Below are 25930 nucleotides of genomic sequence, written 5' to 3'. Positions count from 1 at the left end.
GAGGCCGAGGGGATGCCCGAGAATCACACCGCAGACAGCATGACGGTCCGGCGCGACGATCCGGACGACGTGGTCGCGCGCCTGGAGGAGGACATCATCTTCGGCCGGCTCGCGCCGGGCGCGCGCCTGACCGAGGACGCGCTGATGTCGGCTTACGGCACCTCGCGGCACTTCGTGCGGCAGGCGCTGGTGGATGCCGAGCGGCGCGGCATCGTCCGCCGCGAGAAGAACGTCGGCGCCACCGTGCGGTTCTATTCGGCCGACGAGGTCCGGCAGATCTACGAGGTCCGGGAGATGCTGACCCGGCAGGCGGCGCTGATGATCCCCCTGCCCGCACCGCAAGGCCTGATCGACGAGCTGACGGCGCTACAACGGCAATATTGCGCGAAGGCGGACGCGCAAGATCTGCGCGGCATCCACGAGGCCAACGACGCCTTCCACCTCGCGCTGTTTTCAGCCTGCGGCAATCCCTATCTGGTGCGCTCGCTCCAGGACTACATGAACCTGACGCTGCCGATGCGTGCGAAGAACCTTGCCGACCGCGAGGGGCTCGCGCAATCGCGGCGCCAGCACGAGCTGATGATCGAGCTGCTTAGGGGGCGCGACAGCTGGGCGCTGGCCCAGCTGTGCGTGGATCATATGCAGTTCAGCAAGTCGGATTATCTGGCAAGGATTGCGGGGGAGACAACTTAAGCCCCGGTATGGCAGGTTGATCGCAAACGTGCCAGACCCGCCCTTCGCAAGGCGTTCTCCGACGCACCTTTATCGCTGAAATAGTGCCCATGCGGCGGGCTCGCGGGCGACGCCCACACGAGACCGATCTGCGCGGTGAGCTACCGTTTATTCCAATGCGTCGCCGCCGGCGCCCTTGCTCGCAATCGCGCCGCGCGCAGCTCAATACCGCCTCAGCAGCCCTTGCTCCACGCTGATCTCGCCATAATCGGCGCAGGCCCTTTTCGGGTTTCTGATCAAGTCCGTCCGGACGCGCCTGAACGTTTTGCGGGCCGCGTCGGACACTTCGGGACGGAATTTGCGGGGATCGTAGCTCTCGCCATCGCGGGCCTTGATGGCCGCAGCATAGGCGTCGATCATGGCCATCGCGGCCTCAGGACTGCCGAGCAGCCGGGCGCCGAGTTGAACGCCGCCGGCACCATCAACCTCGTAACCGTCGCATCGTTGCTCCAGCACTACGGATGCGGTGACGAGCTGGTCGAGGAACATCGCTTCGGCATCGCTGAGCATGGCGGCTTGCGCCGGTCCTGATACGATCATCGCGAGCATCGCGACGACTGTCAGCACGATTTCGACGATCGTGTTGCTTGCGGTCACCACGCGGCAGAACATTTGGATTGCTCAGGCGCGCCCCTGACGACCCATGACAAGGCCATACAGAAACAGAAGGATGATTGCACCGACCACGCTTCCGATGAAGCCGGCGCCCTCCCCGAACCGGTACCATCCCACGGCCTGACCGAGCCAGGTCGCAATGAAGGCGCCGACAATTCCCAGCACCGTCGTCAAGATGAACCCTTTGGGCTCGGACTTGTCGCCGGGCATGATGAACCTCGCGATCAGTCCTACGAGAAATCCGATGATGATCGTCCAAAGGATGCCCATGTCCACCGCTCCGTTCGGTCAATTCGCACATCAACCTTTGAAGGACTGCGTGATCGTTTGATGGGCCAGACGATCCCCGGAACGATGTTGATCTAGATCAATGGGCAGAAGCGGCCGAGCCGACAGCTGGAGCCTGCTCTTTCCCGTGCGGAAGGCGCTCAACGAGCCCCGCAACGCGAAGCGGGATTGATGCATGGCGATCATCGGCGAGATCACGCACACGACGACCTATCGCTATGCAAAGCCGGTGACGTTCGGCACGCACCGGGCCATGTTCCTGCCGCGGCGTGGGTCCTCGACCCGGCTGCTTCGCTGGTCCGCCTCGACCAGCCTGCCGTCAAAGGTGCATTGGGTCACCGACTCCCGCTCCAATGCCGTCACCGTGATGGACTTCAGCGAGCCCGGCAGCGAGCTGACACTCACCCGCCGTGGGGATGACCGGCTCCGGCGCCACCCATGCATGGGTGCAGGTGTTCCTGCCTGGCGCCGGCTGGCTCGATTACGATCCAACCAACATGCTGAGCGCCGGCTTCGACCTCATCCCGGTGGCCATAGCGCGGCACCCGGGGCAGGCCGTGCCGCTGGCCGGCTCGTGGTACGGCGATTTCGGCGACTACCTCGGCATGTCGATCAATGTTGCCGTTCACAAGCTCGGCGAAATGCTCGATCCTTCGGAGGGATAGGCCACAGGCGCTGCGTTCAAACGTCCCAAGGCCGGGCGAGGGCCAGTCAGTGAGAGAATACGCGCGTGCCAGGAGTCCATGGCCGTTGGCTTCCGACTGGACTGGCCCCGATTTCCCAGCCCGCGCCACCCCACAGGGCGTCAACCACGCCAAGATCGCCCATGCTGTCACGGACGAAGAAGAGGTTCGGAACCGAGCTGGTCTGCAGCGCCCCGCTTTCGCCGTTGGCCTGCAGCTTCAAGAGACACCAGATGTCGGCAAGCTTGCTCTCAGCGCGTGGGCCTAGCTCACCGAGGATCTGCACGGCACTCGAGGGCTTATTCAGGACATGAGTCTGCAGGGACGTATCGTCCGCGGCTTCGACCTTCACCGCGAACCGGCGCGCAAAGGTCGCCCCAAGCCACGAAATCTTGACAGCCGCGGTCGGCGCGATGTCTTCCCTGAAATGCTGGCTCGCAACGAAGGATTCGGGACCGGGAATGGCAGCCGTCGACGGAGGATCGAGGGGTTCACCGGGCTTGCGCTTGAGCGAACATTCGATCCTGGCGCGGGGAGCAAGCGACGCCGAGCTGCCGCCATCAGATTTGTTCTCGTCGGCACGCGCACTGAAACTGGATGCCGCCAGAACAATAACGAGCCACGTCTTGGGCGCTGAGCCGCGCATTGTTGGCGTCCTTGAATTGCCGATTCAAGAACAAGGTAAACTGTAGATTGCGGCTGTAAATCGAGGATTAGGTTTCTGGTTAAGCTTAAAGCAAGGAACTTATTTGAGAGAAATGCAAACAATCTCCGGAACCATGTACGCGCACCCGGCCGCAGCGCGCCAAGCACCCGGACACCTCCGAAGAGGGCCTGACGCGCGCCCTTCTACTTGCCTGCCAAGCGCGCGACCACCTTACCAGCTGGAGGAACCTGCGGAGCCGGTTCGGCCACCGGCTGCAGCGTGATCCGGCAGCATCTTGCCTGTGCGTGAAGCGGATCGTTCCACATCCAGCGCACACGCCAGGCAGGATTGTAGGCGTAGGCCGGGATGCGCCAGAACCAGATGGTTTCGTAGACGCTATCTCCGAATTGCTCCACATTCGGCCGTGGTGTTGGCCAGGAGGCCGCCGCGACGAGGACGACCGTCAATACCGCGGCCCCCGACAGAACCATCTTGCGCATCTTGCTTCCACAATCGCTGGAATGAAAAGGCGGTCACTTCCGCGTAAGGCAATGCATAGAAGAAACACTCACGTGTTCCGACAATAGAACGCCTATTTCCGAAAACGGAAATCCGGAACTCTACGGTGTGGACGCAGACGTTAGTCGCAAGGGGCCCTTCAGACCTGCTGCACGCGCGAACCTCTCCCGGCTCCGGAAAGCGGAGCCGGGGAAGCGCAGCTACGCTCCTGCAAGCATCGACGCTACCGCTTGGTCCAATCGATGATGCGGCTCGCATCGCCGTCGAACTCGTTGCTGCAGAATGCGCCGCCCTGATAGTGGTCGCCGATCGGGTCGGGCTTCAGCTTGGCCTGCTCGGCCATCGCGTGCGCGACGTGATCCTCGGAGCGGCCGGTCGGGCGATAGCCGAACTCGTAGGCGCGGTGGTTGTCCCACCAGGCGCGCTCGTTGAGGGAGGCGCCGTAGAAGACCTCGAAATGGATATCGGGATGTTCGAGCCCGATGCGGCAGAGCTGCACGAGGTCGTCGGGCTTCAGCCAGATCGAGAGCCGGCGCTGGTCGAGCGGCATGTCGCCGAAATTGCCGATGCGCAGGCACGTCACCTTCAGGCCGTGCTTGTCGGCGTAGAGCGCACCGACCGCCTCGCCGAATACCTTGCTGACGCCATAGCGGCCGTCGGGGCGCGGGGTGACATCGGTCCCGATCTTGTGGTGGCGGGGATAGAAGCCGACGGCGTGGTTGGACGAGGCGAACACAACGCGCTTGACGCCCTTGCGGTAGGCGGCCTCGAACAGATTGTAGCCGCCGATGATATTGGCCTGGAGGATGTCGTTCCAGGGGCCTTCGACCGAATAGCCCCCGAAATGGATGATGCCGTCGACGCCCTCGCAGATCGCTTCGCACTGGGCGAGATCGGCGAGATCCGCCGCTTTGAATTTTTCGTTCGCGCCGAGATCGGCGGGCGGCTTGATGTCGGAGAGCAGGAGATCCGGATAGATCGGCGGCAGCAGCTTTCGCAGGCTCTTGCCAATTCCACCCGAAGCTCCCGTCATCAAAATACGCGGCATGTCTTCCCTCGCCTGTGGTGACCGATTTGCGGCCGTAGATAACTGATGCTAGCAGACTTGGACAGAGGGAACGCAACAACGAGACCTGCACATGAACGATGCATCGTCCCACACTGAACGGCCACAAGGCTGGCGGCCGGCGACCTATTACCCCGATCCGGCGATAAAAGCACTGGACCCCCGCTTCGAAAAATACTGGCTGAAGCTTTCGGCGGTGGAACGGCTGACGACCGGCCTGCGCTGGGCCGAGGGGCCGGTCTGGTTCGGCGACGGACGCTATCTCTTGTGCAGCGACATCCCGAACCAGCGCATCATCAAATGGGAGGAGGAGACCGGCGCCGTCTCGGTCTTCCGCAAGCCCTCCAATTTCGCCAACGGCAACACGCGCGACCGCCAGGGCCGGCTCGTCACCTGCGAGCATGGCGGGCGCCGCGTGACCCGCACCGAATATGACGGCAGCATCACCGTGCTGATGGATTCCTTTGGCGGCAAGCGGCTGAACTCGCCGAACGACGTCGTGGTGAAGTCCGACGGCTCCGTCTGGTTCACCGATCCGACCTTCGGCCTGCTCGGCAATTACGAGGGCTACAAGGCGGAGCCGGAGATCGATCCGAACGTCTATCGGCTGGATCCTTCGACCGGCAAGGCGACCATCGTCGCTGAGGGCGTGCTCGGACCCAACGGGCTGTGCTTCTCGCCCGACGAGAAGATCCTCTACGTCGTGGAATCGCGCGGCGTGCCGAACCGCAAGATCCTCGCCTTTGACGTCGCGGCGGACGGCACCACCATCTCCAACAAGCGCGTCCATATCGATGCAGGTCCCGGCACGCCGGATGGCATGCGCTGCGACATCGACGGCAATCTCTGGTGCGGCTGGGGCATGGGCGACCCCGAGCTCGACGGCGTCGTGGTGTTCGCGCCCGACGGCGTCATGATCGGCCGCATCGCCCTGCCCGAGCGCTGCGCCAATCTCTGCTTCGGCGGCGTCAAGCGCAACCGCCTGTTCATGGCGGCGAGCCAGTCGATCTACGCGCTGTATGTGAACACGCAGGGCGCGGTGGGGGGATAGCACCGCCACCGTCATTCCGGGGCGCGCCGTCTTCGTCGCGAGCTATGATGCGCAATTGCGCATCTGAGAATCCATCGTGCGACAGAGTGTGTGGCCAAATGGATTCCGGGCTCATCGCTTCGCGATGCCCCGGAATGACGAGAGAGGGTTTCGTAGGGTGGGCAAAGCGAAGCGTGCCCCGCCATCTCTCGTTCGGCTCGCGATGGTGGGCACGTCGCTACGCTCCTTTGCCCACCCTACGAGGTCCCTCCTCCGTCATTGCGAGCGAAGCGAAGCAATCCAGAATCCCTCCGCGAAAACAGTCTGGATTGCTTCGTCGCAAGAGCTCCTCGCAATGACGAAACGAAAAACGCCGGAGCGGTTTTCCGCTCCGGCGTCACGTTGTTCAGTCGCTAAAGCTTACGCCGCGTTGAAGCCGGCGACGGCCTTCACTTCGAGGAAGTCCTCGAGGCCGTACTTGCCCCACTCGCGGCCGTTGCCGGACTGCTTGTAGCCGCCGAACGGCGCGGTGCGGTCGTTGGGCACGCCCTGGAGGTTGACGTTGCCGGCGCGGATCTGGCGGGCGACACGCTTGGCGCTCTCGACCGTGTCGGCCGAGACATAGCCGGCAAGACCGTAGGGCGTGTCGTTGGCGATCTGCACGGCGTCGGCTTCGTCCTTGGCGCCGATGATGGTCAGCACCGGTCCAAAAATCTCTTCGCGGGCGATCGTCATGTCGGGGGTGACGTCGGCGAAGATGGTCGGACGGACGTAGAAGCCCTTGTTGACGCCCTCGGGCAGGCCCGGGCCGCCGGCGACGAGCGTTGCGCCCTCGTCGATGCCCTTCTTGATGAGGCCCTGGATCTTGTCCCACTGGCCGCGGTTGACCACGGGGCCGATGGTGGTGCCTTCGGCGCGCGGATCGCCCGCCTTGGTCTTGTCGGCGACCGCCTTCGCGATCGCGGCGACTTCCTTCATCTTCGACAGCGGCACGATCATGCGCGAGGGCGCGTTGCAGGACTGGCCGGAGTTGTTGAACATGTGCATCACGCCGCCGGTCACCGCCTTGGTCAGGTCGGCGCCTTCGAGGATGACGTTCGGCGACTTGCCGCCGAGCTCCTGGCTGACGCGCTTCACGGTGGGAGCGGCGCGCTTGGCAACGTCGATGCCGGCGCGGGTCGAGCCGGTGAACGAGATCATGTCGATATCGGGATGCTCGCTCATGGCGGCGCCGACCTCGGGGCCGAGGCCGTTGACGAGGTTGAACACGCCCTTCGGCACGCCGGCTTCATGGAGGATTTCCGCGAAGATCAGCGCCGAGGTCGGGGTGAACTCCGACGGCTTCAGGATCATGGTGCAGCCGGCGGCGAGCGCGGGCGCGACCTTGCAGGCGATCTGGTTGAGCGGCCAGTTCCAGGGCGTGATCATGCCGACCACGCCGATCGGCTCGCGCAGCACCATGGCGGTGCCGACCGGCTCCTCGAAATGATAGTTCTTGAGCACGTCGAGCGTGGTCATGAGATGGCCGAGGCCGGCGCCGGCCTGCAGCTTCTCCGCCATCGGCAGCGGCGCGCCCATCTCGTCGGAGACGGCAGCGCCGATCTCCTTGAGGCGGCCCTTGTAGATCTCGATGATTTTCGAGAGCAGCGCGACGCGCTCCTCGCGGCTGGTCTGGGAGAACGTTGCAAAGGCGCGCTTGGCGGCGGCAGCGGCCTTGTCGACATCGGCCTTGGAGCCGAGCGCAACCTCGTACATCGCCTCTTCCGTCGCCGGATTGACGACCGGGGTGGACTTCTTGACGGCGGGATCGACCCAGGCGCCGTCGATGTAGAATTGCAAGCGATTGACCATCGTTAACCTCTTCTTGGGGGCTTGGAGGGGGCGTTTCGGCAGGCATCCTTGCACGAAAGCGCCGGCAATTGAACCCGCCATATGCGGGGCCAGCGTTGCGGCGGACGGAGGTTATATGAGCCGATGGCGGGAGGGAGGCAAGGTCGCAACCGACGTCGTCCTGGCGAAAGCCAGGACCCACCACCAACCTTGGTTGGCTTGCTCAGGCGTCTACCGCCCGTCGCCTACAATCACTGCCGCGGCGTATGGGCCCTGGCTTTCGCCAGGACGACGACGGAGGCTTAAACCGCCATCTTCCGATGCAGCACCGGCGCGCCGGTGGTGAGGCTTTCGGCCGCATCGATGATGGCGTTGGCGTCGATGCCGTAGTGGCGGTAGAGGTCCGCGATGCTGCCGGTCTGGCCGAACTGCTCGACGCCGAGTGCCTCGACGCGGTGGCCGCGGACGCTGCCGAGCCAGCCGAGCGCGGACGGGTGGCCGTCGATCACGGTCACGATGCCGCAGTCTCGCGGCAGCGGCGCCAGCAGCTTTTCGATGTGGCTGAGGTGCTGCACGCCGCGGCGATCGCGGCGCAATTTCCGTGCGGCGGTCCATCCGGAATGCAGGCGGTCAGCCGAAGTGATTGCGAGCAGACCGATGTCGCGGCGGCTCTCGCCGATGAACCCGGTCGCCTCGATCGCTTCGGGCGCGACCGCGCCGGTATAGGCGATCACCAGCTCGGCATTGGGCCCGGGCTTGCGCAGCCAATAGGCGCCGTCGGTGATGCCCTGCTCCAGTTCCGGCGTCATGATCCGCTGCGCCTGCTCGATGCTGCGCGTCGAGAGCCGCAGATAGACGGAACCGCCCTCGCCCGGATCGCGCTGCATGTGATTGAACCCCCAGCCCATGATCACGGCGAGCTCGTCGACGAAGGCCGGCTCGAACGAGGCGAGCCCGTCCTGCGCCATGCCGATCAGCGGCGTCGCGATCGACTGGTGCGCGCCGCCCTCGGGCGCGAGCGTGATGCCCGACGGCGTCGCCGCCACCATGAAGCGCGCATCCTGGTAGCAGGCATAATTCAGCGCATCGAGCCCGCGCTCGATGAAGGGATCGTAGAGCGTGCCGACCGGCAGCAGCCGTTCGCCGTTGATCTGGTGCGACAGGCCGAGCGCGGAGAGCATGATGAACAAATTCATCTCGGCGATGCCGAGCTCGAGATGCTGGCCCTTGGGCGAGGCGTCCCAGTTGTAGGTGGAGGGAATTTTCTCGCTGCGGAATAAGTCGGCTTTCTCGGCGCGCGCGAACAGGCCGCGCCGGTTCACCCACGGGCCGAGATTGGTCGAGACGGTGACGTCGGGCGAGGTCGTGACGATGCGCCTGGCGAGCTCGCTATCGCCGCGCGCGATCTCGTTCAGCACGAGGCCAAAGCCCTGCTGGGTCGACATCTGCGGCGACGGCTTGAAGGCGAGCTGCGATGGCACCTCGACGACCGGCGCGGTCAGCCGGCGGCCGTCCTGGTTGAACGGCACGCGCGCGAGGAACGCGTCGAGCTCGGCGGGAGCTAGCGCGAGGCCCTCGTACTTGTCCCATTCGTGGCCCGGCCGGATGTTCTGGCTCTCGCGATATTTCTCCATCTGCGCGACCGTCATCAGGCCGGCGTGGTTGTCCTTGTGGCCCTGGAACGGCAGGCCGACGCCCTTGATGGTGTAGGCGATGAAGCAGACCGGGCGATCATGGTCGATGGATTCGAACGCCTCCAGCATGCTCGCCATGTCGTGGCCGCCGAGGTTCGACATCAACGCCAGCAGTTCCTCATCGCTGCGCTTGTCGATCAGCTTGGTGATCGGCCCCTGATCGCCGATCTCGTCGTGCAGATGCTTGCGGAAGGCCGCGCCGCCCTGGAAGCACAGCGCCGCATAGAGCGCGTTCGGGCAATTGTCGATCCAGCGCTTGAGCGCCTCGCCGCCGGGCTCGGCGAACGCTTCGCGCATCAGGCGGCCGTATTTCACGATCACCACGTCCCAGCCGAAATTGCGGAACATGGTCTCGAACTTTTCCCAGAGCCCTTCGCGCACGACGGCGTCGAGCGACTGGCGGTTGTAGTCGACCACCCACCAGGTGTTGCGTAGGCCGTGCTTCCAGCCTTCTGCCAAGGCTTCGAAGATGTTGCCCTCGTCCATCTCGGCGTCGCCGACCAGCGCGATCATCCGCCCTTCGCGGCGGTCCTTCATCCAGCCATGCGCCTTGACGTAGTCCTGCACCAGCGAGGCGAACAGCGTCTGCGCGACGCCGAGGCCGACCGAGCCGGTCGAGAAATCGACGTCGTCGACGTCCTTGGTGCGCGAGGGATAGGACTGCGCGCCCTTGAAGCCGCGAAAATTCTCCAGCTTCTCGCGGCTCTGCCGGCCGAACAGATACTGGATGGCGTGGAACACCGGGCTCGCATGCGGCTTCACCGCGACGCGATCCTCAGGGCGCAGCACGTGGAAATACAGCGCCGACATGATGGTGGCGAGCGAGGCCGACGAGGCCTGGTGGCCGCCGACCTTCAACCCGTCCGCGTTGGAGCGGATATGGTTGGCGTGGTGGATGGTCCATGACGACAGCCACAGCGCCTTGCGGCCAAGGGCAGTCAGGGTTTCGAGACGCGCGGAATCGACGGGCATGGCGATGCTCCGGAAGAATATGGCCTCGATGATACTCCCGCGAGGGGCGCCAAACTTCTCAATTTTTCGCGCCATACCTGCCGATATTGGGATATTTTACCAAGGAGCCCCCATAGAACACAGGTTTCATCCCAATGCCCGAGCTCGACGCCATCGACCGAAAGATCCTCGCTTTGCTCCAGACCGACAGCCGGTTGACCATGCAGGAGCTCGCCGACAAGGTCGGGCTTTCGGTGTCGCCCTGCCACCGCCGGGTCAAGCTGCTGGAGGAGCGCGGCGTCATCTCGCGCTATATCGCGACCGTCGATCAGAAGGCGCTCGGCCTGCATGTCAGCGTCTTCATCTCGATCAAGCTGGCGCGGCAGAAGGAGGAGGATCTGAGCCGCTTCGCGCGCGCGATCTCGAAATGGGACGAGGTGCTGGAGTGCTATCTGATGACCGGCAACCGCGACTATCTCCTGCGCGTCGTGGCGGCCGACCTCGCTTCCTACGAGACCTTCCTGAAGACCAAGCTGACCCGGCTCGACGGCATCGCCTCGATCGAGTCGAGCTTTGCGCTGAGCCAGGTGAAATATTCGATCGCGCTGCCGGTGTGACGGCCCCGCCGGGCCGTTTCGGAACCGGTGTCACATGGGCGCAATAAAGCCCGCCGATGGTCACGGGCGACAGGCACCCTGCCGAAAGAAGGACCCATGACCGCATCCGACCGCACCCCTGAAATGGCCAAACGCGAGCGCATCATCCGGGAAATGACCGACGATCTCGACGAAGAGCTGGAGATGGAGCTCGATGACAGCAGGCTCGACCAGCTGCTGGACGAGACCGGCACGCTCAATCCGACGGTGGACCGCAGGCTTTATTTCAGGGAACTGCTCCGCCTCCAGGGCGAGCTGGTCAAGCTCCAGGACTGGGTGCAGAGCGAAAAGAAGAAGGTCGTGGTGCTGTTCGAGGGCCGCGACTCCGCCGGCAAGGGCGGCGTGATCAAGCGCATCACCCAGCGGCTCAATCCCCGCATCTGCCGCGTCGCCGCCCTTCCGGCGCCGAGCGAACGCGAGCGCTCGCAATGGTATTTCCAGCGCTACGTGGCGCATCTTCCCGCCGGCGGCGAGATGGTGCTGTTCGATCGCAGCTGGTACAACCGCGCCGGCGTCGAGCGCGTGATGGGCTTCTGCTCAGAGCACGAGTACCAGGAGTTCTTCAAGACGGTGCCGGAGTTCGAGCGGATGCTGATCCGCTCCGGCATCATCCTGGTCAAGTACTGGTTCTCGATCACCGATGACGAGCAGCAGTTCCGCTTCAGCATGCGCATCAGGGATCCGCTCAAGCAGTGGAAGCTGAGTCCGATGGACGTCGAGGCGCGCAGCCGCTGGGAGCACTACACCAAGGCCAAGGAGACGATGCTGGAGCACACCCACCTTCCGGATTCGCCGTGGTGGATCGTCGATGCCGTGGACAAGAAGCGCGCCCGGCTCAACTGCATCGCGCATTTGCTCAGCCAGATCCCGTACCAGGAGGTCGCACGCGTGCCGGTGGTGCTGCCGCCGCGCGTGCGCAACCCGGACTATCACCGCGGGCCGGTTCCGCCTGAGATGTATGTGCCTGCGAAATACTGACGGAGGTCTTGTAGGGTGGGTTAGCTGGGCAGGTGCGCGAAGCGCATCTGCACGGCGTAACCCACCTCTTCTGTCACCGCGGCAAGAGAAGTGGTGGGTTACGCCGTGCGGACTGCGCTTCGCGCAGCCGCAGTGCTAACCCACCCTACGACGCGAAAACTACCGCCACGGCTGCACGATGATCTTTGTGTGCGCCTCGGGATTGGCGAGGTCCGCGAAGGCCTTTGCGACGCCGTCGAGGCCGACCTCCGCCGTCACCATTGCTGCGGCGTCCACCTGCCCTTCGGCGATCAAGCGCAAGGAAGCTGCGAACTCGTCCGGCGTGTAGCCGAGCACGTACTGGACGTTGAGTTCCTTCATGATGCCGAGCATGGGCTCGTTTCTGTCGCTCTCCATGCAGACGCCGACCACGACGATCCTGGCATCGCGCGGTGCGCCCTCGAACACCTGCTGCAACAGGCCGGGCACGCCGACGCACTCGAAGATGATCGCGGGCTTGAGCGCCGGCAGCATCGCCTGGAACGGCGGTCGCGCCGCCTTCTCGGCGTCTGACATCTGCGCGTGCTCGGCCCAGGCCGTGTAGGGCTGCGACACCTTGGGATCGACGACGATATCCGCGCCGAGCCTGGCCGCGAGCGCGCGCCGCGCCGGCGAATAGTCGGCGGCAACGATCGGATGCAGACCCCTGATCTTCAGCGCGGCAATGACCGCGAGCCCGACCGGGCCACAGCCGATCACGAGCGGCACCTCGCCGCCGCTCATGTTGGCTCTTGCCACGGCGTGGACGCCGACGGCGAGCGGCTCGGTCAGTGCGGCATGTTCGGGAGCCAGACCGTTGGGCACTTCGAGCAGCAGCGCTTCGCTGAGCAGCATCGCTTCGGCATAGCCTCCGACATTGTCGTTGGAATAGCCGATGCCCTCGATGCCCTGCGGCGTCACCAAGGCCGGCAGCGAGCAAACATGGGTGCCGGGCTTGAGCTTGCGCGCGGTGCCGGAACCGTAGTCGACGATCTCGCAGCAGAATTCATGACCGAACACGACGTCGCGCGCGAGGTCCATCGGCTTGCGCCCGACCTTCCGCGCCATCTCCACCATGCGGTGGGCGTGCTGACGCGCATGCAGGTCGGAGCCGCAGATGCCGCAGGCGAGCGTCTTGACCAGCACCTGGCCGGGGCCCGGCTTCGGCTCGGCCATCTGACCAACGACAATCTCACCGTTCCTGAAAATCGCGGCGCGCATCCGGCTCCTCCCGTAGTGTTGTTGGAGCCGTTGATAGCACGAAGCGGAAGCCGCGAACTTGCGTCAGGCGTTCGGGGAGCGCTCTTCGAGCACCAGCAGCTGAGCGCGGCGGACGCGCTCGCGATGGGCGATGTAGAGGCCGCTGGCGACGATGAAGGCCGCGCCGATGACGGTCCAGATGCTCGGCACCTCGCCGAAGATGAAGAAGCCGAGAATGCTGACCCACAACAGCTGCGAGTAGGAGAACGGCGCCAGCACCGAGGCATCGCCGTAGCGATAGGCGAGCACGACGATCCACTGGCCCGCCGTGGAGGCGACGCCGATGAAGATGCCGAGCGCGATCGCGGTCCAGGACGGCGTCACCCAGACGAACGGCACGATTGCGGTCAGGATCGCAAGGCCCGTCAGCGAGGAATAGGCCATGGTGGTCACGACGGCCTCGCGGCCGCTCATCATCCGCGTCAGGATCAGCGTGCCGGCCCAGCAGGCCGCCGAGACGACCGGGAAGAATGCAGCCGGATGAAACGCGCTGGTGCCCGGGCGCAGGATGATCAGCACGCCGATGAGGCCGAGCGCTGTGGCGAACCAGCGGCGCATGCCGACCTTCTCGCCGAGGAAGACGATCGAGAGCGCAGTGACGAACAGCGGCGCGACGAAGCCGGTGGCGGACGCCTCCGCGATCGGGAGGAAGCCAAGCCCCGTGATGAAGAACAGCGAGGAGCCGAGCAGCACCGCACCGCGCATCACGTGCAATCCAAGACGCTCGGTGCGCATCGCGTAATACGGCGAGGACCGCAGCATCACCGGCGTGAAGATCAGCGCGAAGGTGAGAAAGCGGATCCAGGTGATCTCGATCGAGGGCAGGCTCGTCGACAGATATTTCGCGGTGATGTCGGAGCAGCCGAGAAAGACCGTCGACAGCAGGATCAGCGCGATGCCCTTGAAGGGATGATCGACGCGCGCAGGCGCGCGGCGGCCGATGTTCTTCTTCTCCGGCATAGGCATGGAAATACTGTCGAGCCTTGCGGCTGCGGCGGGCGGCGGAGTCACGGCAGAAACTCTGGAAAAATGCGAATCGGGGACGGCCGTCAAAAAACGACAAATGCGCCGCGTTCACAACTTCCGAAAACAGGATGCCGATATGCGCTGCGGGCTGCGCGCGTCAATATTCCATTAAGAATGCGCGCTTGCTGCACTACAGCATAGGCAGGCCTCGCGGCTTCGGACCGCGCGGAAACGCCGCATCCAGCGCCGCAATCTCCTCTTTCGTCAACACGAGATCGCCGGCGGCCGCATTCTCGCCGGCATGTTCCGCCGATGACGCCTTCGGGATCGCGAACACCGTAATTGCACGGGTGAGGAAGCTGAGCGCGACCTGACGCGGTGTCACGCGCCGCGCCTCCGCGATGCGCGCCAGCACGGCGCCGCCCTTGCTGTTGCTTGCCGGAAAATCGTCATGGCCGAACGGCGAATAGGCGACGACCGCGACGCCGTGCCGCTCGCACCACGGGATCACGGCATGCTCAATCGCACGTTCCTTCAGATGATAGAGCACCTGATTGCAGGCGATGCGGCCTTCCCCTGCGACATCGAGCATCTCGTCGAGATCATCGGCATCGAAATTGGAGACGCCCCAGGATTTGATCTTGCCGGCCTTCACCAGCTCCTCGAACGCTGCGACGGTGTCTTCGAGCGGATAGGAGCCGCGCCAATGCAACAGATAGCAATCGAGGCGATCGGTCTTCAGCCGCTTCAGCGAGCGTTCGCAGGCGGTAATCGTGCCGCGGCGCGAGGCGTTGCTCGGCAGCACTTTCGAGACGAGGAACACCTCGTCGCGCCGGCCCGCGATCGCGTCCGCGATGACGAGCTCGGCATCGCCATACATCTCGGCGGTGTCGACATGGGTCATGCCGAGATCGAGTCCATGCTGAAGCGCCGCGATCGCGCGCTTGCGATCGCCATGGTCGAGATACCAGGTGCCCTGCCCGATGACGGAGACGTTGGTGCCGGTCTTGCCGAAGGGATTTGTGTTCATGTTCGCTCCACTGTCAGTTCTCCCTCTCCCCGTTCTTGCGGGGAGAGGGTCGGGGTGAGGGGCTGCATCCGCAAATTCGCTGACAATAGGACTCGCGGAGACTCCCCCTCACCCGCCGCGCTCTGCGCGTCGGCCTCTCCCCGCACGCGGGAATCAAGAGTTCAATCCGCCGATGTCCGCGACCAGCACGCTGCCGGTCGCGGACTCCGTGATATAGAGACGATCCTTGTTCGCGCCACCGATTGCGACATTGGTGCAATTCGGTCCCGCGCATGACTTGATCCGGGCAAGCAACTCCCCGTTCGGCGAGAACACGAAGACGTGGCCGAGCGAGGCGTGGCCGACGAACAGGCGGCCACGCGCGTCCATCGTCATGCCGTCGGGACCGCTGGTGCCGAACAGCGAGCAGAAGCGGCCGACCTTCGACACGCTGCCATCCTTCATGAACGGCAGTCGCCACACCGCGTTGTCGCGCGTCATCGCGACGAACAGCACGGTCTCGGTTGGATCGAGCACCAGGCCGTTCGGGCTGATACCGGTGTCGATGAGGCAGTCGAGCCTGCCGCTCGGCGTCAACCGGTACACGCGGCCGCTCGGATCGTGCAGGCCGGTCTGCCCCTGATCGGTGAAATAGATGTCGCCGTTGGAGGCCAGATGCAGGTCGTTGCAGCCGCGGAAGGATTCCGAATTGCGCGCGGTCAGGATAGGCTTGATGCAGCCGGCCGTCGCATCGAGCTCCATGATGCCGTGCATGTAGTCGGCGACCAGGATACGGCCGTCGGCCGCGATCTTCAGTCCGTTCGGCCAGCCTTCATATTCGGCGATTTGCGACCATTCGCCGTCAGGCGCGATGCGGAAGATGCGGCCGAAGGGAATGTCGACGATGTAGAGATTGCCGTCCTTGTCGAATGACGGCCCCTCGATGAAGCTATCGGTCGCAACACCCGGCCGGTTGGCATCGGCCCAATCCGTCCGCACGCCCTTGCGGCGGAACTTGTCGGGCATGGCGGAGAAGAGTGTCGTCTCGATGAGACGCGGCGGCGTTTCCAGGTACATCATTGTTTTTATGATTGTTGAGGGGGAAGAGCGCGGCACCATAGGGCACAATGGCTGGCGCGTCGATTGGCGCGGTGGGCATGGCTCCTCGCCCCCACTGTCATTCCCCGCGAAGGCGGGGAATCCAGTACGCCGCAGCTTCTCGGCGAACCACAGACGTCTCGGAGTACTGGATCGCCCGGACAAGCCGGGCGATGACAGCGGAGTATGCGGCGACGACCAAAAACGTCGCTCCTACCCCGCTGCGCCCGCGACCTTCGCCTGCTTCACTGGCGCTACCTCCGTCGTCGCGATCAGGCGCTTCAGCTCGGGGATGCAGGAGCCGCAATTGGTGCCGGCCTTGAGCCTGGCGCCGATCTCGGCCGTCGTGCGCGCCCCGGTCGCGATGGTGTCGCAGATGGTGCCGCGGCCGACGCCGAAGCAGGCGCAGACGATCGGGCCGGTCGCGGCGGCGCCTTCGCTGGACTTGCCGGACAGCAGCATGCGGCGCTGGTCGTCGGTGACCTGATCGGCCACGAACAGACTCTTCACCACCTCCCAGTCGCCGGCATCATGGGCGGGGCCGACGAACAGACAGGTCTCGATGCGGTCGCCCGCGAACGAGGCCGCGCGATAGACGCCGCCGCCGAAATCGCGGTACTCGGCGACATCCTCGCCGGCGACACTCTCGAGCCAGGCGGGCCAGCGCGACAGATCGGCGTTGTCGGCGAAGAGATAGCCGAAGCCGCCGCTGACCGTGACGCGGGTCCACAGCAGATTGGGCGGCAGATCGAGCTGTTTGCGCGACAGCGCGAAGCCGCGGAAAACGTATTCATAGGGCGCGATCGCGGCCGGCGTCGCCTTCGTTTCCGGCTGCCCCGAGAACGGGTCGGTGAAGGACTGCACCAGCGCGCCGACGCGGCCGTGCGAGGCGTTCATCGCGCTCCAGTGGATCGGCACGAACAGCGTGCCGCGCTGCTGCCGATCGCTGACGACCACCTTCAGGATGCACTGCCCGTAATCGGTGGTGATGCGGGCATAGCCGTCGTGGGCGATACCGTATTTGCCGGCGTCGTCTGGATGGACCTCGACGAACGGCTCGGGTAGATGCGCGCCCAGCCGCTGGCTGAGGCCCGTGCGCGTCATGGTGTGCCACTGGTCGCGGATGCGCCCGGTGTTGAGCCGCAGCGGACGCGACGCGCCGGTCTCGCCGCGCAGCGACGGCATCTCCGGCGCGACGAAGCGGCCTTTGCCGTCATTGGTGAAGAAGCCGCCCGTCGCAAAGAAGCGCTCGCCGGACGCCCCGCCTTCGCGCACCGGCCACTGCACGGGCTTCAAGGCGTCGAAGGCCTCGTTCGAGAGCGAGGTCAACGCGCCGATGTCGAAATCGCGGCTGCCATCGTTCTCGAATGCCGAAAGCGCCGCGTGCTCGCGGAAAATATCGGCGGCGGATTTGTAGTCGAAACTGTCGCCGAAGCCGAGACGTTTTGCGGTCTCGCTGAGAATCCACCAGTCCGGCCGCGCCTCGCCCGGCGCCGGCAGGAACGAGCGCTGGCGCGAGATGCGCCGTTCGGAGTTGGTCACCGTGCCCGACTTCTCGCCCCAGGCGAGCGCGGGCAACAGCACATGCGGGCCGGCCTCGACCGTGTCGTTGGAGAGCACGTTCTCGGAAACCACGAACAGCTCGAGCTTCTTCAGTGCCTCGCGCACGAAGTCGGCATCGGGCAGCGACACCGCCGGGTTGGTGCCCATGACCCAGAGCGCCTTGACCTCACCGCGGTTGATCGCCTCGAACAGCTGCACCGCCTTCAATCCCTCATGGGTGGCGATGCGCGGCGCCTTCCAGAACCGCCTGACACGGTCGATGTCCGGCGGCGTGAAGTTCATGTGCGCGGCGAGCTGATTGGCGAGACCGCCGACCTCGCGGCCGCCCATCGCGTTGGGCTGGCCGGTGAGCGAGAACGGCGAGGCGCCCGGCTTGCCGATGCGGCCCGTGGCGAGATGGCAGTTGAGGATCGCGTTGACCTTGTCGGTGCCCTGCGCCGACTGGTTGACCCCTTGCGAATAGAGCGTGACGACGCGCTCGACGTCACGGAACATCTTGAAGAAGGTCGCGACGTCCTGCTCGGAGAGGCCCGTGGCCAGCGCGGTCGCGGTGACGCTGCCGGCGATGTTGCGCGCGCGCGCCAGCGCGTCGTCGAAGCCCGACGTGTTGCCCGCGATGTAGTCCTGGTCCAGCGCGCCGCTGTCGGCGAGATGGACGAACAGGCCCGAGAACAAGGCGGTGTCGGTGCCGGGCTTCAGCCCCAGGAACAGATCGACATCGCTCGCGGTGTCGGTGCGGCGCGGGTCGATCACGATCATGCGGGCGCCGCGCTCCTGCCGGTTCTTCAGCATGCGCTGGAACAGGACCGGGTGGCACCAGGCCGCGTTCGAGCCGACGAAGACCAGCAGGTCGGCCTGGTCGAGATCCTCGTAACAGCCGGGCACGGTGTCGGCGCCGAAGGCGCGGCGATGGCCGGCGACCGAGGACGACATGCAGAGCCGCGAGTTGGTGTCGACATTGGCGGTGCCGACAAAGCCCTTCATCAGCTTGTTGGCGACGTAGTAATCCTCGGTCAGGAGCTGGCCCGAGAGATAGAACGCGACCGCGTCGGCACCGTCGCGCGCCACGATGTGCTGCATGCGGTGGGCGACGTGGTCGAGCGCATCGCTCCAGGCGACGCGCTCCAGCACGCCCTTGCAGCGGATCATCGGGTAGAGCAGCCGGCCCTCCAGCCCGACGGTCTCGCCGAGCGCCGAGCCCTTCGAGCACAGCCGGCCGAAATTGGCGGGATGGTCGGGGTCGCCGGCGATCGCCGCGCCGCCCTTGCCGTCCGGTGTTGCGAGCACGCCGCAGCCGACGCCGCAATAGGGGCAGGTGGTCTTGGTGGTCCGGAGCTTCGGGTCGATCGCCGTCATATCGAGCTGCCTTGTCAAGCCGCCTTGGAAGGACGCGCGAGTGCGCGGCCGAACATCATGTCGGTACGGATCGCCGCCACCTTGTCGCAGTTGCGGATCAGTTCGAGATACCAGAGCGCATCGACGGTATCGCCGATCAGCACCGCGCCGGTGAGCCGGCCGTCGGCGATGACGAGCTTCTTGTAGGTGCCGCGCCTGCGGTCGGTCAGCACGAGGCTCTCGCTGCCCTCCCCGCCCATGAAGTCGCCGGCGGAGAACACGCTGACGCCCGAGACCTTCAGATTGGTCGAGACCACGCTGCCCTGATAGGCGGCGGGCCGGCCGGCGAGATGCCGCGCCAGCACGCGCGCCTGCTCATAGGCGGGCTCGACCAGGCCATAGCAGGTGCCGCGATGCTCGGCGCATTCGCCGAGCGCGAAGATGTCGGGCGACGCCGTCTGCATGACGTCATTGACCACGATACCGCGGTTGACCGCGATGCCGGCGTCCTTGGCCAGCGCGACGTTGGGCCTGATGCCGGCGGCAAAGATCACCGCATCGGCCTCGATACGGCTGCCGTCGGCGAGTTCGACGGCTTCGACATGGCTGTTGCCATGGATGCACTTCGTGCTGGCATTGAGCAGGATGCGGATGCCCTTGCGCTCGACCAGCGTCTTGAGCAGGTCGGCGGCCGGCCCATCGAGCTGGCGCTCCATCAGCCGGTCCATCAGATGCAGCAGCGTCACCGGGGCGCCGGCCTTGGCAAGCCCATAGGCCGCCTCCAACCCGAGCAGACCGCCGCCGACCACGACGACGCGCTTCTTCGCCGCCGCAAGCGTCAGCAGCAGGTCGACGTCGCGCGTGTCGCGGAAGGTGTGCACGCCGGCGAGATCGGCGCCCGGCACGTTCAGCCGCAGCGGCGTCGATCCCGTTGCGAGCACGAGCTTGGAATATTCCATGCTCTCCTCGCCCTCGATCTTGAGCTCGCGGCGGCCGGTGTCGATCTCGGTGACGCGGTAGCCGTAGCGCACCGTGACGCCGCGATGGCGCCACCAATCGGCCGGCCGGAGCTCGATCTCGTGCGAGCCGGTCTCGCCGGCGAGCACCGAGGAGAGCAGCACGCGGTTGTAAGCGAGCCGCGGCTCTTCGCCGATCACGGCGACCGCGTAGCGGCCGAGCGCGGTCTTGGCTAGCTCGTCGACCAGACGCGCGGCCGCCATACCGTTACCGACGATGACCAGCGGTTCACTCACAAGGCATCTCCTATTCGGCGGCCTGCGGCTGCGCGCCGTAGGCCTCGGAAATCATGTAGCCGGACAGCACGCCGTAGGCGTCGGTCCAGGCCGTGGCGAGTTCGGGCGTCCAGGCTTCGCCAAGCCCCTTCTCCAGGGTCCACAGCAAGGTCGCACCGACCACGGGATAGTGCTCGGCCTTGGCGCCGTAAGCGACGTGACGCTTGGCGAGCGCGGAGGCCGCGGGAAGAATCGAGTCCAGGTTCGACAGGCCGCCGACGACGGCGGCGAGCATGCCCATCAGCTTCTTGCGCTGCTCGGTCATGTCCTCGGGAAACATCGCGCGCACGGGCGGCGCCACCTCGAACAGGCGATCGTAGAACAGCACCGCGGCGGTTTCCGAAATCGGCGCGACCTTGGCGAAGCTCTGCTGGATGAGGGCGATCTGTTCTGAAGTCATGATGTTCTCCTGCCTGTTGGGTTTGCCTTGGTGCGCGCCATTGCGAACCAGGTTCATGGTCAAACTGTCGGGCAATGCTTCTCCCCGCGTACGGGGAGAAGCGAGATTCATACCAAGCGGTCACACCCTTGCTTCGGCGAGGCTTGGCGCGCCTTCACGCTGCGGGCTGCGACGCAGGTAGAACCACCAGGTCAGGCCGAGGCAGGACGCGTAGAAGGCCAGATAGATCGCGAGCGCGAGCTGCGGGCCGCCGGTCATGGCGATCGACTTGCCGAAACCGCTCGGGATCAGATAGCCGCCGACCGCGCCGACCGCGCCGATGAAGCCAACCGCCGCACCGCTCTCGATGCTCGCCGTCTTGAGCGCGAGTGCACGCGCCGCATCGCCCTTGCCGCGCACCTTGAACAGGTTCTGCTCGCGGAAGATCGAGGGGATCATGCGGTAGGTCGAGCCGTTGCCGATGCCCGTCGTCACGAACAGGATCAGGAACATCGACAGGAAGCCGATGAAATCCTTCTGCCCGACGAAATAGAGCACGCCAACGGTGGCGCCCGCCATCACGATGAAATTCCAGAAGGTGATGACCGAGCCGCCGATCTTGTCGGCCAGCCAGCCGCCGAACGGGCGCGACAGCGAACCGACGAGAGGCCCGAGGAACGCGATCGCGATCGTCACCGACGGGAACTGCGTCTTGAGCAGCAGCGGAAACGCCGCGGAGTAGCCGATGAAGGATCCGAACGTGCCGATATAGAGGTACGCCATGATCCAGGTGTGCTTGCGCTTGACCACCGCCAGCTGATTCCCGATCGACGACTTGGCCGTGGTCAGGTTGTTCATGAAGAACACCGCGCCGAACACCGCGATCGCGATCGGCAGCACCCACATCAGGCCGGCGTTCTGAAGGAACACGCCGTCGACGGGGGTTGCCTGGAACAGGTTGATGACCGCGAGCGTCATCAGGATCGGGGTCAGGAGCTGCACGCTGGAGACGCCGATATTGCCGCCGGCTGCGTTGAGGCCCAGCGCCCATCCCTTCATCCTGTCCGGGAAGAAGAAGGAGATGTTGGTCATGCTGGAGGCGAAATTGCCGCCGCCGAGACCCGCGGTCGAGGCGATCAGCAGCATCAGCCAGAACGGCGTGTCGGGCTGGCTCACGAAATAGGCGAGCGACAGCGTCGGAATGAACAGGATCGCCGCGCTGAATATGGTCCAGTTGCGACCGCCGAACGTCGTCACCGCGAATGTGTAGGGAAAGCGCATCAGGGCACCGATCAGGCCCGGCACGGCAACGAGCTGGAACAGCTGGTCGGTGGTGTAATGGAAGCCTGCCTGCGGGAGCTTGGTGGTGACGATGCTCCAGATCAGCCAGACCGAGAAGCCGATATGCTCGGCCACGATCGACCAGATCAGGTTGCGTCGCGCGATAGTCTTGCCAGTCGCGTTCCAGAACGCCTCATCTTCGGGGCGCCAGTCTGAAATCCAAGTTGGATTCTTCGTCATTGAGTATCCCTTCTAGGCTCACCGCTGCGTCGTTGCAGGCTCTGCCTCCGGCCACGGAGGCGCGCTCCGAGGCTTCACCCCGGTGGCGAGTTCACGATGCTGATTGATGATGTTGAGGGACGTCGTCGTTGGCGTCGCGCAAATGCTTTTCAATTTCCGTGCCAATTGCGCGCGTTCGGGAAATACAGGGAATTCAGCGGCTTATTCGAATTGCCCGAATTTTTAGCAGGGCTATTTCGCACGCAAATTTTGCGATCCGCTCAATCCCTGTGCGACGCACAAGGATTGAGCGAGGTGTCGATTATTTAGGCGCGCATATCGTCCGCGTTAAACCTTCGTTTATGCGGCTTCTACGAAGCGATGACGCTCGTAGAGGAATTCGAGCACGCGCTGCCGGCACTTCAGGTAGGTGGTGTTGGTGGCGAGCTCGAGCCGCTTGCGGGGACGCGCCAGCGGCACCTCCAGCACCTCGCCGATGCGCGCGCTCGGCCCGTTCGTCATCATCACGATACGGTCGGACAGGAGCACAGCCTCGTCGACGTCGTGGGTGATCATCAGAATGGTGTTGCCGAGCTTCTGGTGCAGCGCCATCACCGAGTCCTGGAGATGCGCGCGCGTGAGCGCGTCGAGCGCGCCGAACGGCTCGTCGAGCAGCAGCACCTTCGGCTCCATCGCCAGCGCCCTCGCGATGCCGACGCGCTGCTTCATGCCGCCGGAGATTTCGGAAGGACGCTTGTCCTTGGCGTGCGCCATCTGCACGAGGTTGAGATTGTGCATCACCCAGGCGTCGCGCTCGGCCCGAGTCTTGGTCCTGGCGAAGACCTTGTCGACGCCGAGCCTGACGTTCTCGTAGACCGTGAGCCAGGGCAGCAGGCTGTGGTTCTGGAACACCACGGCGCGATCGGGCCCCGGCGAGTTGACCTCGCGGTTCTCCAGCAGCACGCCGCCGGTCGAGGCGTTGGTCAGCCCTGCGATGATGTTGAGCAGGGTCGACTTGCCGCAGCCGGAATGGCCGATGATCGAGACATATTGCCCCTTCTCAATGGTCAGGCTGATGTCCTTCAGGACCTCCGTGGTGGCGGCGCCGCGGGTAAAAATCTTGTCGATGTGGTCGAGCTTCAGATAGGCGGTCATGTGTCCCTCCCCTCAGTTCGTCGCGGTGCCGCGGGTGACGATCTTGCCGAGGCCCGCGATCAGGCGATCGAGCACGAAGCCGACGATGCCGACATAGATCAGCGCCAGGATGATCTCGCTGATGTGCGAGGAGTTCCAGGCGTCCCAGATGAAGAAGCCGATGCCGACGCCGCCGATCAACATTTCGGCGGCGACGATGGCGAGCCACGACAGACCGATGCCGATGCGCAGGCCGGTGAAGATGTAGGGCGCGGCTGCCGGGATCATGATCTTGCCAAAGAACTCCAGCGGATTGAGCTGCACGACGGCCGCGACGTTGCGATAGTCCTGCGGGATGTTGCGGATGCCGACCGCGGTGTTGATGATGATCGGCCAGATCGAGGTGATGAAGATGACGAAGATCGCCGAGGGCTGGCCGTCACGGAACGCGGCGAGCGAGAGCGGCAGCCAGGCGAGCGGCGGGATGGTGCGCAAGACCTGGAACAACGGATCGAGCCCGCGCATCGCCCAGACCGACTGGCCGACCAGCACGCCGAGCGCGATGCCGGCGATCGCGGAGAGCGAATAGCCGAAGGCGACGCGCTGAAGGCTGGCGGAGAGATGCCAGAACAGGCCCTTGTCGATGCCGCCATGGTCGAAGAACGGATCGAGGATCAGCTCCTTGGTGTCCTTGAACACCCGTGACGGCGGCGGCAGCGCCGAGCCGGCGCGGCGGCAGACCAGTTCCCAGACCAGCGTCAGCAGCGCGATCACGACGAGCGGCGGGATCACGCGCACGGCGAGCTCCCTTGCCATTCGCGCATAGGCCTCGCTCCGCGGCGGCCGCTTCGGCGTCATCGCGACGACGGGCGCGGCGCTTCCCGCGGGTGTCGCGGTCTCAACCTCAATCTTCGTGGCAGGCATGTTCATCGCTATCTCTCTCCGGCTCCGGGACGATGCGGCCGCCTCGCGGCGGCCGCAGGGCTCCATCAGACTTCGACGCGCTTGATCGCGAGCGACTTCAGATAGGCCGCCGGATTTTCAGGATCGAACACCTTGCCGTCGAAGAAGGTCTCCTTGCCGCGCGAGGTCGAGGCCGGGATGTCGGAGCTAGCGACGCCAAGCATCTTGGCCGCGTCCTTCCAAAGATCCTCGCGGTTGACCTTGGCGATGAGCGCCTTGCTGTCGAAGCCGGCTTCGTATTTGCCCCAGCGGATGTCCTCGGTCATGAACCAGAGATCGTGGCTCTGGAACGGATAGGAGGCATGATCACGCCAGTACTTCATGATGTGCGGCGAGTTCTCGACCACCTTGCCGGCGTTGCCGTAGTCGAACTTGCCCTTGGCGCGATCGGCGATGTCCTCGACCGGGCAATTGATCCACTGCCGCTTGCCCATGATGGTGGCGAGCTCTTCCTTGTTCTCCATCTTGTCGGCCCATTGCTGGGCTTCCATCACCGCCATCAGGATCGACTTGGCGGCCTTCGGGTTCTTGTCGACCCAGGCCGCGCGCATGCCGAGCGACTTCTCCGGATGCTTGCTCCAGATCTCGCCGGTGTTGACGGCGGTGTAGCCGATGCCCTGGTGGACCAGCTGCCCGGGCCAGGGTTCGCCGACGCAGAAGGCGTCCATGGTGCCGACCTTCATGTTGGCCACCATCTGCGGCGGCGGCACCGTGATGGTCTCGACGTCCTTGTCCGGGTCGATGCCGCCGGCGGCGAGCCAGTAGCGGACCCAGAGATCGTGCGTGCCGCCCGGGAAGGTCATCGCGACCTTGGCCGACTTGCCTTCGGCCTTCTTCTTCTCGAACGCGGCCTTCAGCACCGACGCATCGGCGCCGACCTTGAGGTCGGCATATTCCTTGGCAACCGAGATGCACTGCGCATCGAGATTGAGCCGCGCCAGGATGTACATCGGCGTCGGCTGATTGTTCTGCGTCACCTTGCCGGCCGAGATCAGATACGGCATCGGGGTGAGGATATGCGCGCCATCGATGCCGTTACCCTCCGAGCCGAGCACGAGATTGTCGCGCGTGGTGCCCCAGGAGGCCTGCTTCTGCACATCGACATCGGGCATGCCGTATTTGGCGAACAGGCCCTTGTCCTTGGCGACGAAGAGCGGACCGGCATCGCTCAGTGCAATGAAGCCGAGCTTGGCACCCTTGACCTCGGGGCCTGCGTCCTGCGCGAACGCGCCGGCGGGGAAATGGAGCTTGGCGGCGGCAAGAAGGGCAGCGGTGCTGCCGGTGGCCTTCAACAATTGACGGCGGCTGAGGCCAGTCTCGGAGGGCCGGCGGATGCGCTTGGTCATCGGTGGTGTCGTCCTTTTGCGTCGTTGCGGAATGATTGCGTCAGTGCGCACGAGCAGCCCGTCCGTCCGTGACGCCCGAAAAAGGCGCATGCGAACGCGCGACGGGGGGACCCCCGTCTGGTGGCGTCAGCAAAATCGGATGAGAAGTCTCGCGGGACGGCTTCAATGGCGTCGGCTTGGAACTATTCAAGCTTCATGCCAAGCGCTGCACCTCATAAACCAATTAGTATTCAATGGGTTATATGCGCCGCGCCAGTCTGTCGCAGGCTTGCTGCGCACGCGAAATTTGCGGACTGCTTATTTCTTGTGCGACGCACAAATCTTATGCAGCCGCCTAAGCAAAAGGCCGCCGAGCCGGCAAAAGCCGGATCAAGGCACG

The 25930-nt window shown here is 64.8% G+C and carries 24 protein-coding genes and 1 pseudogene; 7 read left to right on the top strand and 18 right to left on the bottom strand.

The genetic code is table 11. The features are described from left to right. Positions 1-12: 12 nt before the first annotated feature. The gene (locus BM118_RS13550) at positions 13-693 is read left to right on the top strand and encodes a GntR family transcriptional regulator (RefSeq protein ID WP_092185954.1); all 681 of its coding nucleotides are present in this window, start codon (positions 13-15) and stop codon (positions 691-693) included. Positions 694-894: 201 nt separating this feature from the next. On the opposite strand, the gene BM118_RS13545 is transcribed toward BM118_RS13550, so the two are convergent. Both BM118_RS13545 and BM118_RS13540 read right to left on the bottom strand, forming a co-directional pair. After that, positions 895-1281, bottom strand: coding sequence for a hypothetical protein (locus BM118_RS13545; protein ID WP_092186177.1), 387 nt, complete (start codon positions 1279-1281; stop codon positions 895-897). Positions 1282-1353: 72 nt separating this feature from the next. Continuing rightward, complete coding sequence (locus tag BM118_RS13540) at positions 1354-1617, bottom strand: GlsB/YeaQ/YmgE family stress response membrane protein (protein ID WP_177234266.1); 264 nt, start codon at positions 1615-1617, stop codon at positions 1354-1356. Between the two features lie 193 nt (positions 1618-1810). Here BM118_RS13540 and BM118_RS42310 point away from each other — a divergent pair. Next, positions 1811-1981: pseudogene (locus tag BM118_RS42310) on the top strand (transglutaminase N-terminal domain-containing protein); the annotation flags it as partial. A 70-nt stretch (positions 1982-2051) separates the two neighbouring features. Further along, positions 2052-2300, top strand: a complete 249-nt coding sequence (locus BM118_RS42305) for a transglutaminase family protein (RefSeq protein WP_244550153.1) — start codon at positions 2052-2054, stop codon at positions 2298-2300. 46 nt (positions 2301-2346) lie between these two features. Here the strand turns inward: BM118_RS42305 and BM118_RS13530 are convergent, their stop codons facing one another. From BM118_RS13530 to BM118_RS13520, 3 genes are all read right to left on the bottom strand, one after another. Next, a complete protein-coding gene (locus tag BM118_RS13530) occupies positions 2347-2964 on the bottom strand; it encodes a hypothetical protein (RefSeq protein WP_177234265.1) in 618 nt (205 codons plus the stop codon). A 203-nt stretch (positions 2965-3167) separates the two neighbouring features. After that, complete coding sequence (locus BM118_RS13525) at positions 3168-3464, bottom strand: hypothetical protein (RefSeq protein ID WP_244550144.1); 297 nt, start codon at positions 3462-3464, stop codon at positions 3168-3170. A gap of 242 nt (positions 3465-3706) precedes the next feature. Beyond that, entirely contained in the window at positions 3707-4531 is an 825-nt protein-coding gene (locus BM118_RS13520; protein ID WP_092185950.1) for an NAD-dependent epimerase/dehydratase family protein, read from the bottom strand. A 91-nt stretch (positions 4532-4622) separates the two neighbouring features. On the opposite strand from BM118_RS13520, the gene BM118_RS13515 reads away from it, so the two are divergent. Then, the gene (locus tag BM118_RS13515) at positions 4623-5600 is read left to right on the top strand and encodes an SMP-30/gluconolactonase/LRE family protein (protein ID WP_092185948.1); all 978 of its coding nucleotides are present in this window, start codon (positions 4623-4625) and stop codon (positions 5598-5600) included. A 399-nt stretch (positions 5601-5999) separates the two neighbouring features. Here BM118_RS13515 and BM118_RS13510 read toward each other — a convergent pair whose 3' ends face one another. Together BM118_RS13510 and BM118_RS13505 are read right to left on the bottom strand one after the other, a co-directional pair. Then, positions 6000-7430, bottom strand: a complete 1431-nt coding sequence (locus tag BM118_RS13510; protein ID WP_092185945.1) for an aldehyde dehydrogenase family protein — start codon at positions 7428-7430, stop codon at positions 6000-6002. A gap of 281 nt (positions 7431-7711) precedes the next feature. Continuing rightward, complete coding sequence (locus BM118_RS13505) at positions 7712-10075, bottom strand: transketolase (protein ID WP_092186175.1); 2364 nt, start codon at positions 10073-10075, stop codon at positions 7712-7714. A gap of 134 nt (positions 10076-10209) precedes the next feature. Here BM118_RS13505 and BM118_RS13500 point away from each other — a divergent pair, with 134 nt between their 5' ends. Continuing rightward, positions 10210-10671 carry an Lrp/AsnC family transcriptional regulator gene (locus tag BM118_RS13500; protein WP_092185943.1) on the top strand — a complete coding sequence of 154 codons (462 nt, stop codon included), beginning with the start codon at positions 10210-10212 and terminating at the stop codon, positions 10669-10671. A gap of 96 nt (positions 10672-10767) precedes the next feature. Beyond that, a complete protein-coding gene (ppk2, locus tag BM118_RS13495; protein ID WP_177234264.1) occupies positions 10768-11688 on the top strand; it encodes a polyphosphate kinase 2 in 921 nt (306 codons plus the stop codon). Between the two features lie 159 nt (positions 11689-11847). Here ppk2 and BM118_RS13490 read toward each other — a convergent pair whose 3' ends face one another. From BM118_RS13490 to BM118_RS13455, 8 genes are all read right to left on the bottom strand, one after another. After that, positions 11848-12927, bottom strand: a complete 1080-nt coding sequence (locus BM118_RS13490; protein WP_092185939.1) for a zinc-binding dehydrogenase — start codon at positions 12925-12927, stop codon at positions 11848-11850. Between the two features lie 63 nt (positions 12928-12990). Then, complete coding sequence (locus BM118_RS13485; protein ID WP_177234301.1) at positions 12991-13932, bottom strand: DMT family transporter; 942 nt, start codon at positions 13930-13932, stop codon at positions 12991-12993. Between the two features lie 190 nt (positions 13933-14122). Next, the gene (locus BM118_RS13480; protein WP_092185935.1) at positions 14123-14962 is read right to left on the bottom strand and encodes an aldo/keto reductase; all 840 of its coding nucleotides are present in this window, start codon (positions 14960-14962) and stop codon (positions 14123-14125) included. 153 nt (positions 14963-15115) lie between these two features. Continuing rightward, positions 15116-16018 (bottom strand): SMP-30/gluconolactonase/LRE family protein, encoded by a 903-nt coding sequence (locus BM118_RS13475; RefSeq protein ID WP_092186174.1) that lies wholly within the window; start codon positions 16016-16018, stop codon positions 15116-15118. Positions 16019-16252: 234 nt separating this feature from the next. Then, complete coding sequence (locus tag BM118_RS13470; protein WP_092185933.1) at positions 16253-18958, bottom strand: nitrate reductase; 2706 nt, start codon at positions 18956-18958, stop codon at positions 16253-16255. A 14-nt stretch (positions 18959-18972) separates the two neighbouring features. Continuing rightward, positions 18973-20190: an NAD(P)/FAD-dependent oxidoreductase gene (locus BM118_RS13465; protein ID WP_092185931.1), complete on the bottom strand. Its 1218-nt coding sequence runs from the start codon at positions 20188-20190 to the stop codon at positions 18973-18975. Between the two features lie 10 nt (positions 20191-20200). After that, positions 20201-20629, bottom strand: coding sequence for a globin family protein (locus tag BM118_RS13460; protein ID WP_092186173.1), 429 nt, complete (start codon positions 20627-20629; stop codon positions 20201-20203). 120 nt (positions 20630-20749) lie between these two features. Continuing rightward, positions 20750-22129 (bottom strand): MFS transporter, encoded by a 1380-nt coding sequence (locus BM118_RS13455; RefSeq protein ID WP_092185929.1) that lies wholly within the window; start codon positions 22127-22129, stop codon positions 20750-20752. Between the two features lie 96 nt (positions 22130-22225). On the opposite strand from BM118_RS13455, the gene BM118_RS40395 reads away from it, so the two are divergent. Next, positions 22226-22438 (top strand): hypothetical protein, encoded by a 213-nt coding sequence (locus BM118_RS40395; protein WP_143099463.1) that lies wholly within the window; start codon positions 22226-22228, stop codon positions 22436-22438. A 30-nt stretch (positions 22439-22468) separates the two neighbouring features. Here BM118_RS40395 and BM118_RS13450 read toward each other — a convergent pair whose 3' ends face one another. The 3 genes from BM118_RS13450 to BM118_RS13440 are packed head-to-tail and all read right to left on the bottom strand — an operon-like array spanning position 22469 to position 25551. Further along, entirely contained in the window at positions 22469-23263 is a 795-nt protein-coding gene (locus BM118_RS13450; protein WP_092185927.1) for an ABC transporter ATP-binding protein, read from the bottom strand. Positions 23264-23275: 12 nt separating this feature from the next. Then, entirely contained in the window at positions 23276-24172 is an 897-nt protein-coding gene (ntrB, locus tag BM118_RS13445) for a nitrate ABC transporter permease (RefSeq protein WP_092185925.1), read from the bottom strand. Between the two features lie 59 nt (positions 24173-24231). Then, a complete protein-coding gene (locus BM118_RS13440; protein WP_092185923.1) occupies positions 24232-25551 on the bottom strand; it encodes a CmpA/NrtA family ABC transporter substrate-binding protein in 1320 nt (439 codons plus the stop codon). Positions 25552-25930: the final 379 nt, after the last annotated feature.

Origin of the sequence: Bradyrhizobium sp. cf659 (assembly GCF_900113725.1) — a bacterium.
GTDB lineage: Bacteria > Pseudomonadota > Alphaproteobacteria > Rhizobiales > Xanthobacteraceae > Bradyrhizobium.
Note: the sequence above shows the minus strand (reverse complement) of the source record. Positions and strands in the feature narration are given on the sequence as shown.

What these genes read in the sequence shown, in the direction of transcription:
- BM118_RS13550 (WP_092185954.1), top strand. Translation starts at nt 13, where the DNA reads ATGCCCGAGAATCACACCGCAGACAGCATGACGGTCCGGCGCGACGAT.
- BM118_RS13545 (WP_092186177.1), bottom strand. Translation starts at nt 1,281, where the DNA reads ATGCTCGCGATGATCGTATCAGGACCGGCGCAAGCCGCCATGCTCAGC.
- BM118_RS13540 (WP_177234266.1), bottom strand. Translation starts at nt 1,617, where the DNA reads ATGGGCATCCTTTGGACGATCATCATCGGATTTCTCGTAGGACTGATC.
- BM118_RS42305 (WP_244550153.1), top strand. Translation starts at nt 2,052, where the DNA reads ATGACCGGCTCCGGCGCCACCCATGCATGGGTGCAGGTGTTCCTGCCT.
- BM118_RS13530 (WP_177234265.1), bottom strand. Translation starts at nt 2,964, where the DNA reads ATGCGCGGCTCAGCGCCCAAGACGTGGCTCGTTATTGTTCTGGCGGCA.
- BM118_RS13525 (WP_244550144.1), bottom strand. Translation starts at nt 3,464, where the DNA reads ATGCGCAAGATGGTTCTGTCGGGGGCCGCGGTATTGACGGTCGTCCTC.
- BM118_RS13520 (WP_092185950.1), bottom strand. Translation starts at nt 4,531, where the DNA reads ATGCCGCGTATTTTGATGACGGGAGCTTCGGGTGGAATTGGCAAGAGC.
- BM118_RS13515 (WP_092185948.1), top strand. Translation starts at nt 4,623, where the DNA reads ATGAACGATGCATCGTCCCACACTGAACGGCCACAAGGCTGGCGGCCG.
- BM118_RS13510 (WP_092185945.1), bottom strand. Translation starts at nt 7,430, where the DNA reads ATGGTCAATCGCTTGCAATTCTACATCGACGGCGCCTGGGTCGATCCC.
- BM118_RS13505 (WP_092186175.1), bottom strand. Translation starts at nt 10,075, where the DNA reads ATGCCCGTCGATTCCGCGCGTCTCGAAACCCTGACTGCCCTTGGCCGC.
- BM118_RS13500 (WP_092185943.1), top strand. Translation starts at nt 10,210, where the DNA reads ATGCCCGAGCTCGACGCCATCGACCGAAAGATCCTCGCTTTGCTCCAG.
- ppk2 (WP_177234264.1), top strand. Translation starts at nt 10,768, where the DNA reads ATGACCGCATCCGACCGCACCCCTGAAATGGCCAAACGCGAGCGCATC.
- BM118_RS13490 (WP_092185939.1), bottom strand. Translation starts at nt 12,927, where the DNA reads ATGCGCGCCGCGATTTTCAGGAACGGTGAGATTGTCGTTGGTCAGATG.
- BM118_RS13485 (WP_177234301.1), bottom strand. Translation starts at nt 13,932, where the DNA reads ATGCCTATGCCGGAGAAGAAGAACATCGGCCGCCGCGCGCCTGCGCGC.
- BM118_RS13480 (WP_092185935.1), bottom strand. Translation starts at nt 14,962, where the DNA reads ATGAACACAAATCCCTTCGGCAAGACCGGCACCAACGTCTCCGTCATC.
- BM118_RS13475 (WP_092186174.1), bottom strand. Translation starts at nt 16,018, where the DNA reads ATGTACCTGGAAACGCCGCCGCGTCTCATCGAGACGACACTCTTCTCC.
- BM118_RS13470 (WP_092185933.1), bottom strand. Translation starts at nt 18,958, where the DNA reads ATGACGGCGATCGACCCGAAGCTCCGGACCACCAAGACCACCTGCCCC.
- BM118_RS13460 (WP_092186173.1), bottom strand. Translation starts at nt 20,629, where the DNA reads ATGACTTCAGAACAGATCGCCCTCATCCAGCAGAGCTTCGCCAAGGTC.
- BM118_RS13455 (WP_092185929.1), bottom strand. Translation starts at nt 22,129, where the DNA reads ATGACGAAGAATCCAACTTGGATTTCAGACTGGCGCCCCGAAGATGAG.
- BM118_RS40395 (WP_143099463.1), top strand. Translation starts at nt 22,226, where the DNA reads ATGCTGATTGATGATGTTGAGGGACGTCGTCGTTGGCGTCGCGCAAAT.
- BM118_RS13450 (WP_092185927.1), bottom strand. Translation starts at nt 23,263, where the DNA reads ATGACCGCCTATCTGAAGCTCGACCACATCGACAAGATTTTTACCCGC.
- ntrB (WP_092185925.1), bottom strand. Translation starts at nt 24,172, where the DNA reads ATGAACATGCCTGCCACGAAGATTGAGGTTGAGACCGCGACACCCGCG.
- BM118_RS13440 (WP_092185923.1), bottom strand. Translation starts at nt 25,551, where the DNA reads ATGACCAAGCGCATCCGCCGGCCCTCCGAGACTGGCCTCAGCCGCCGT.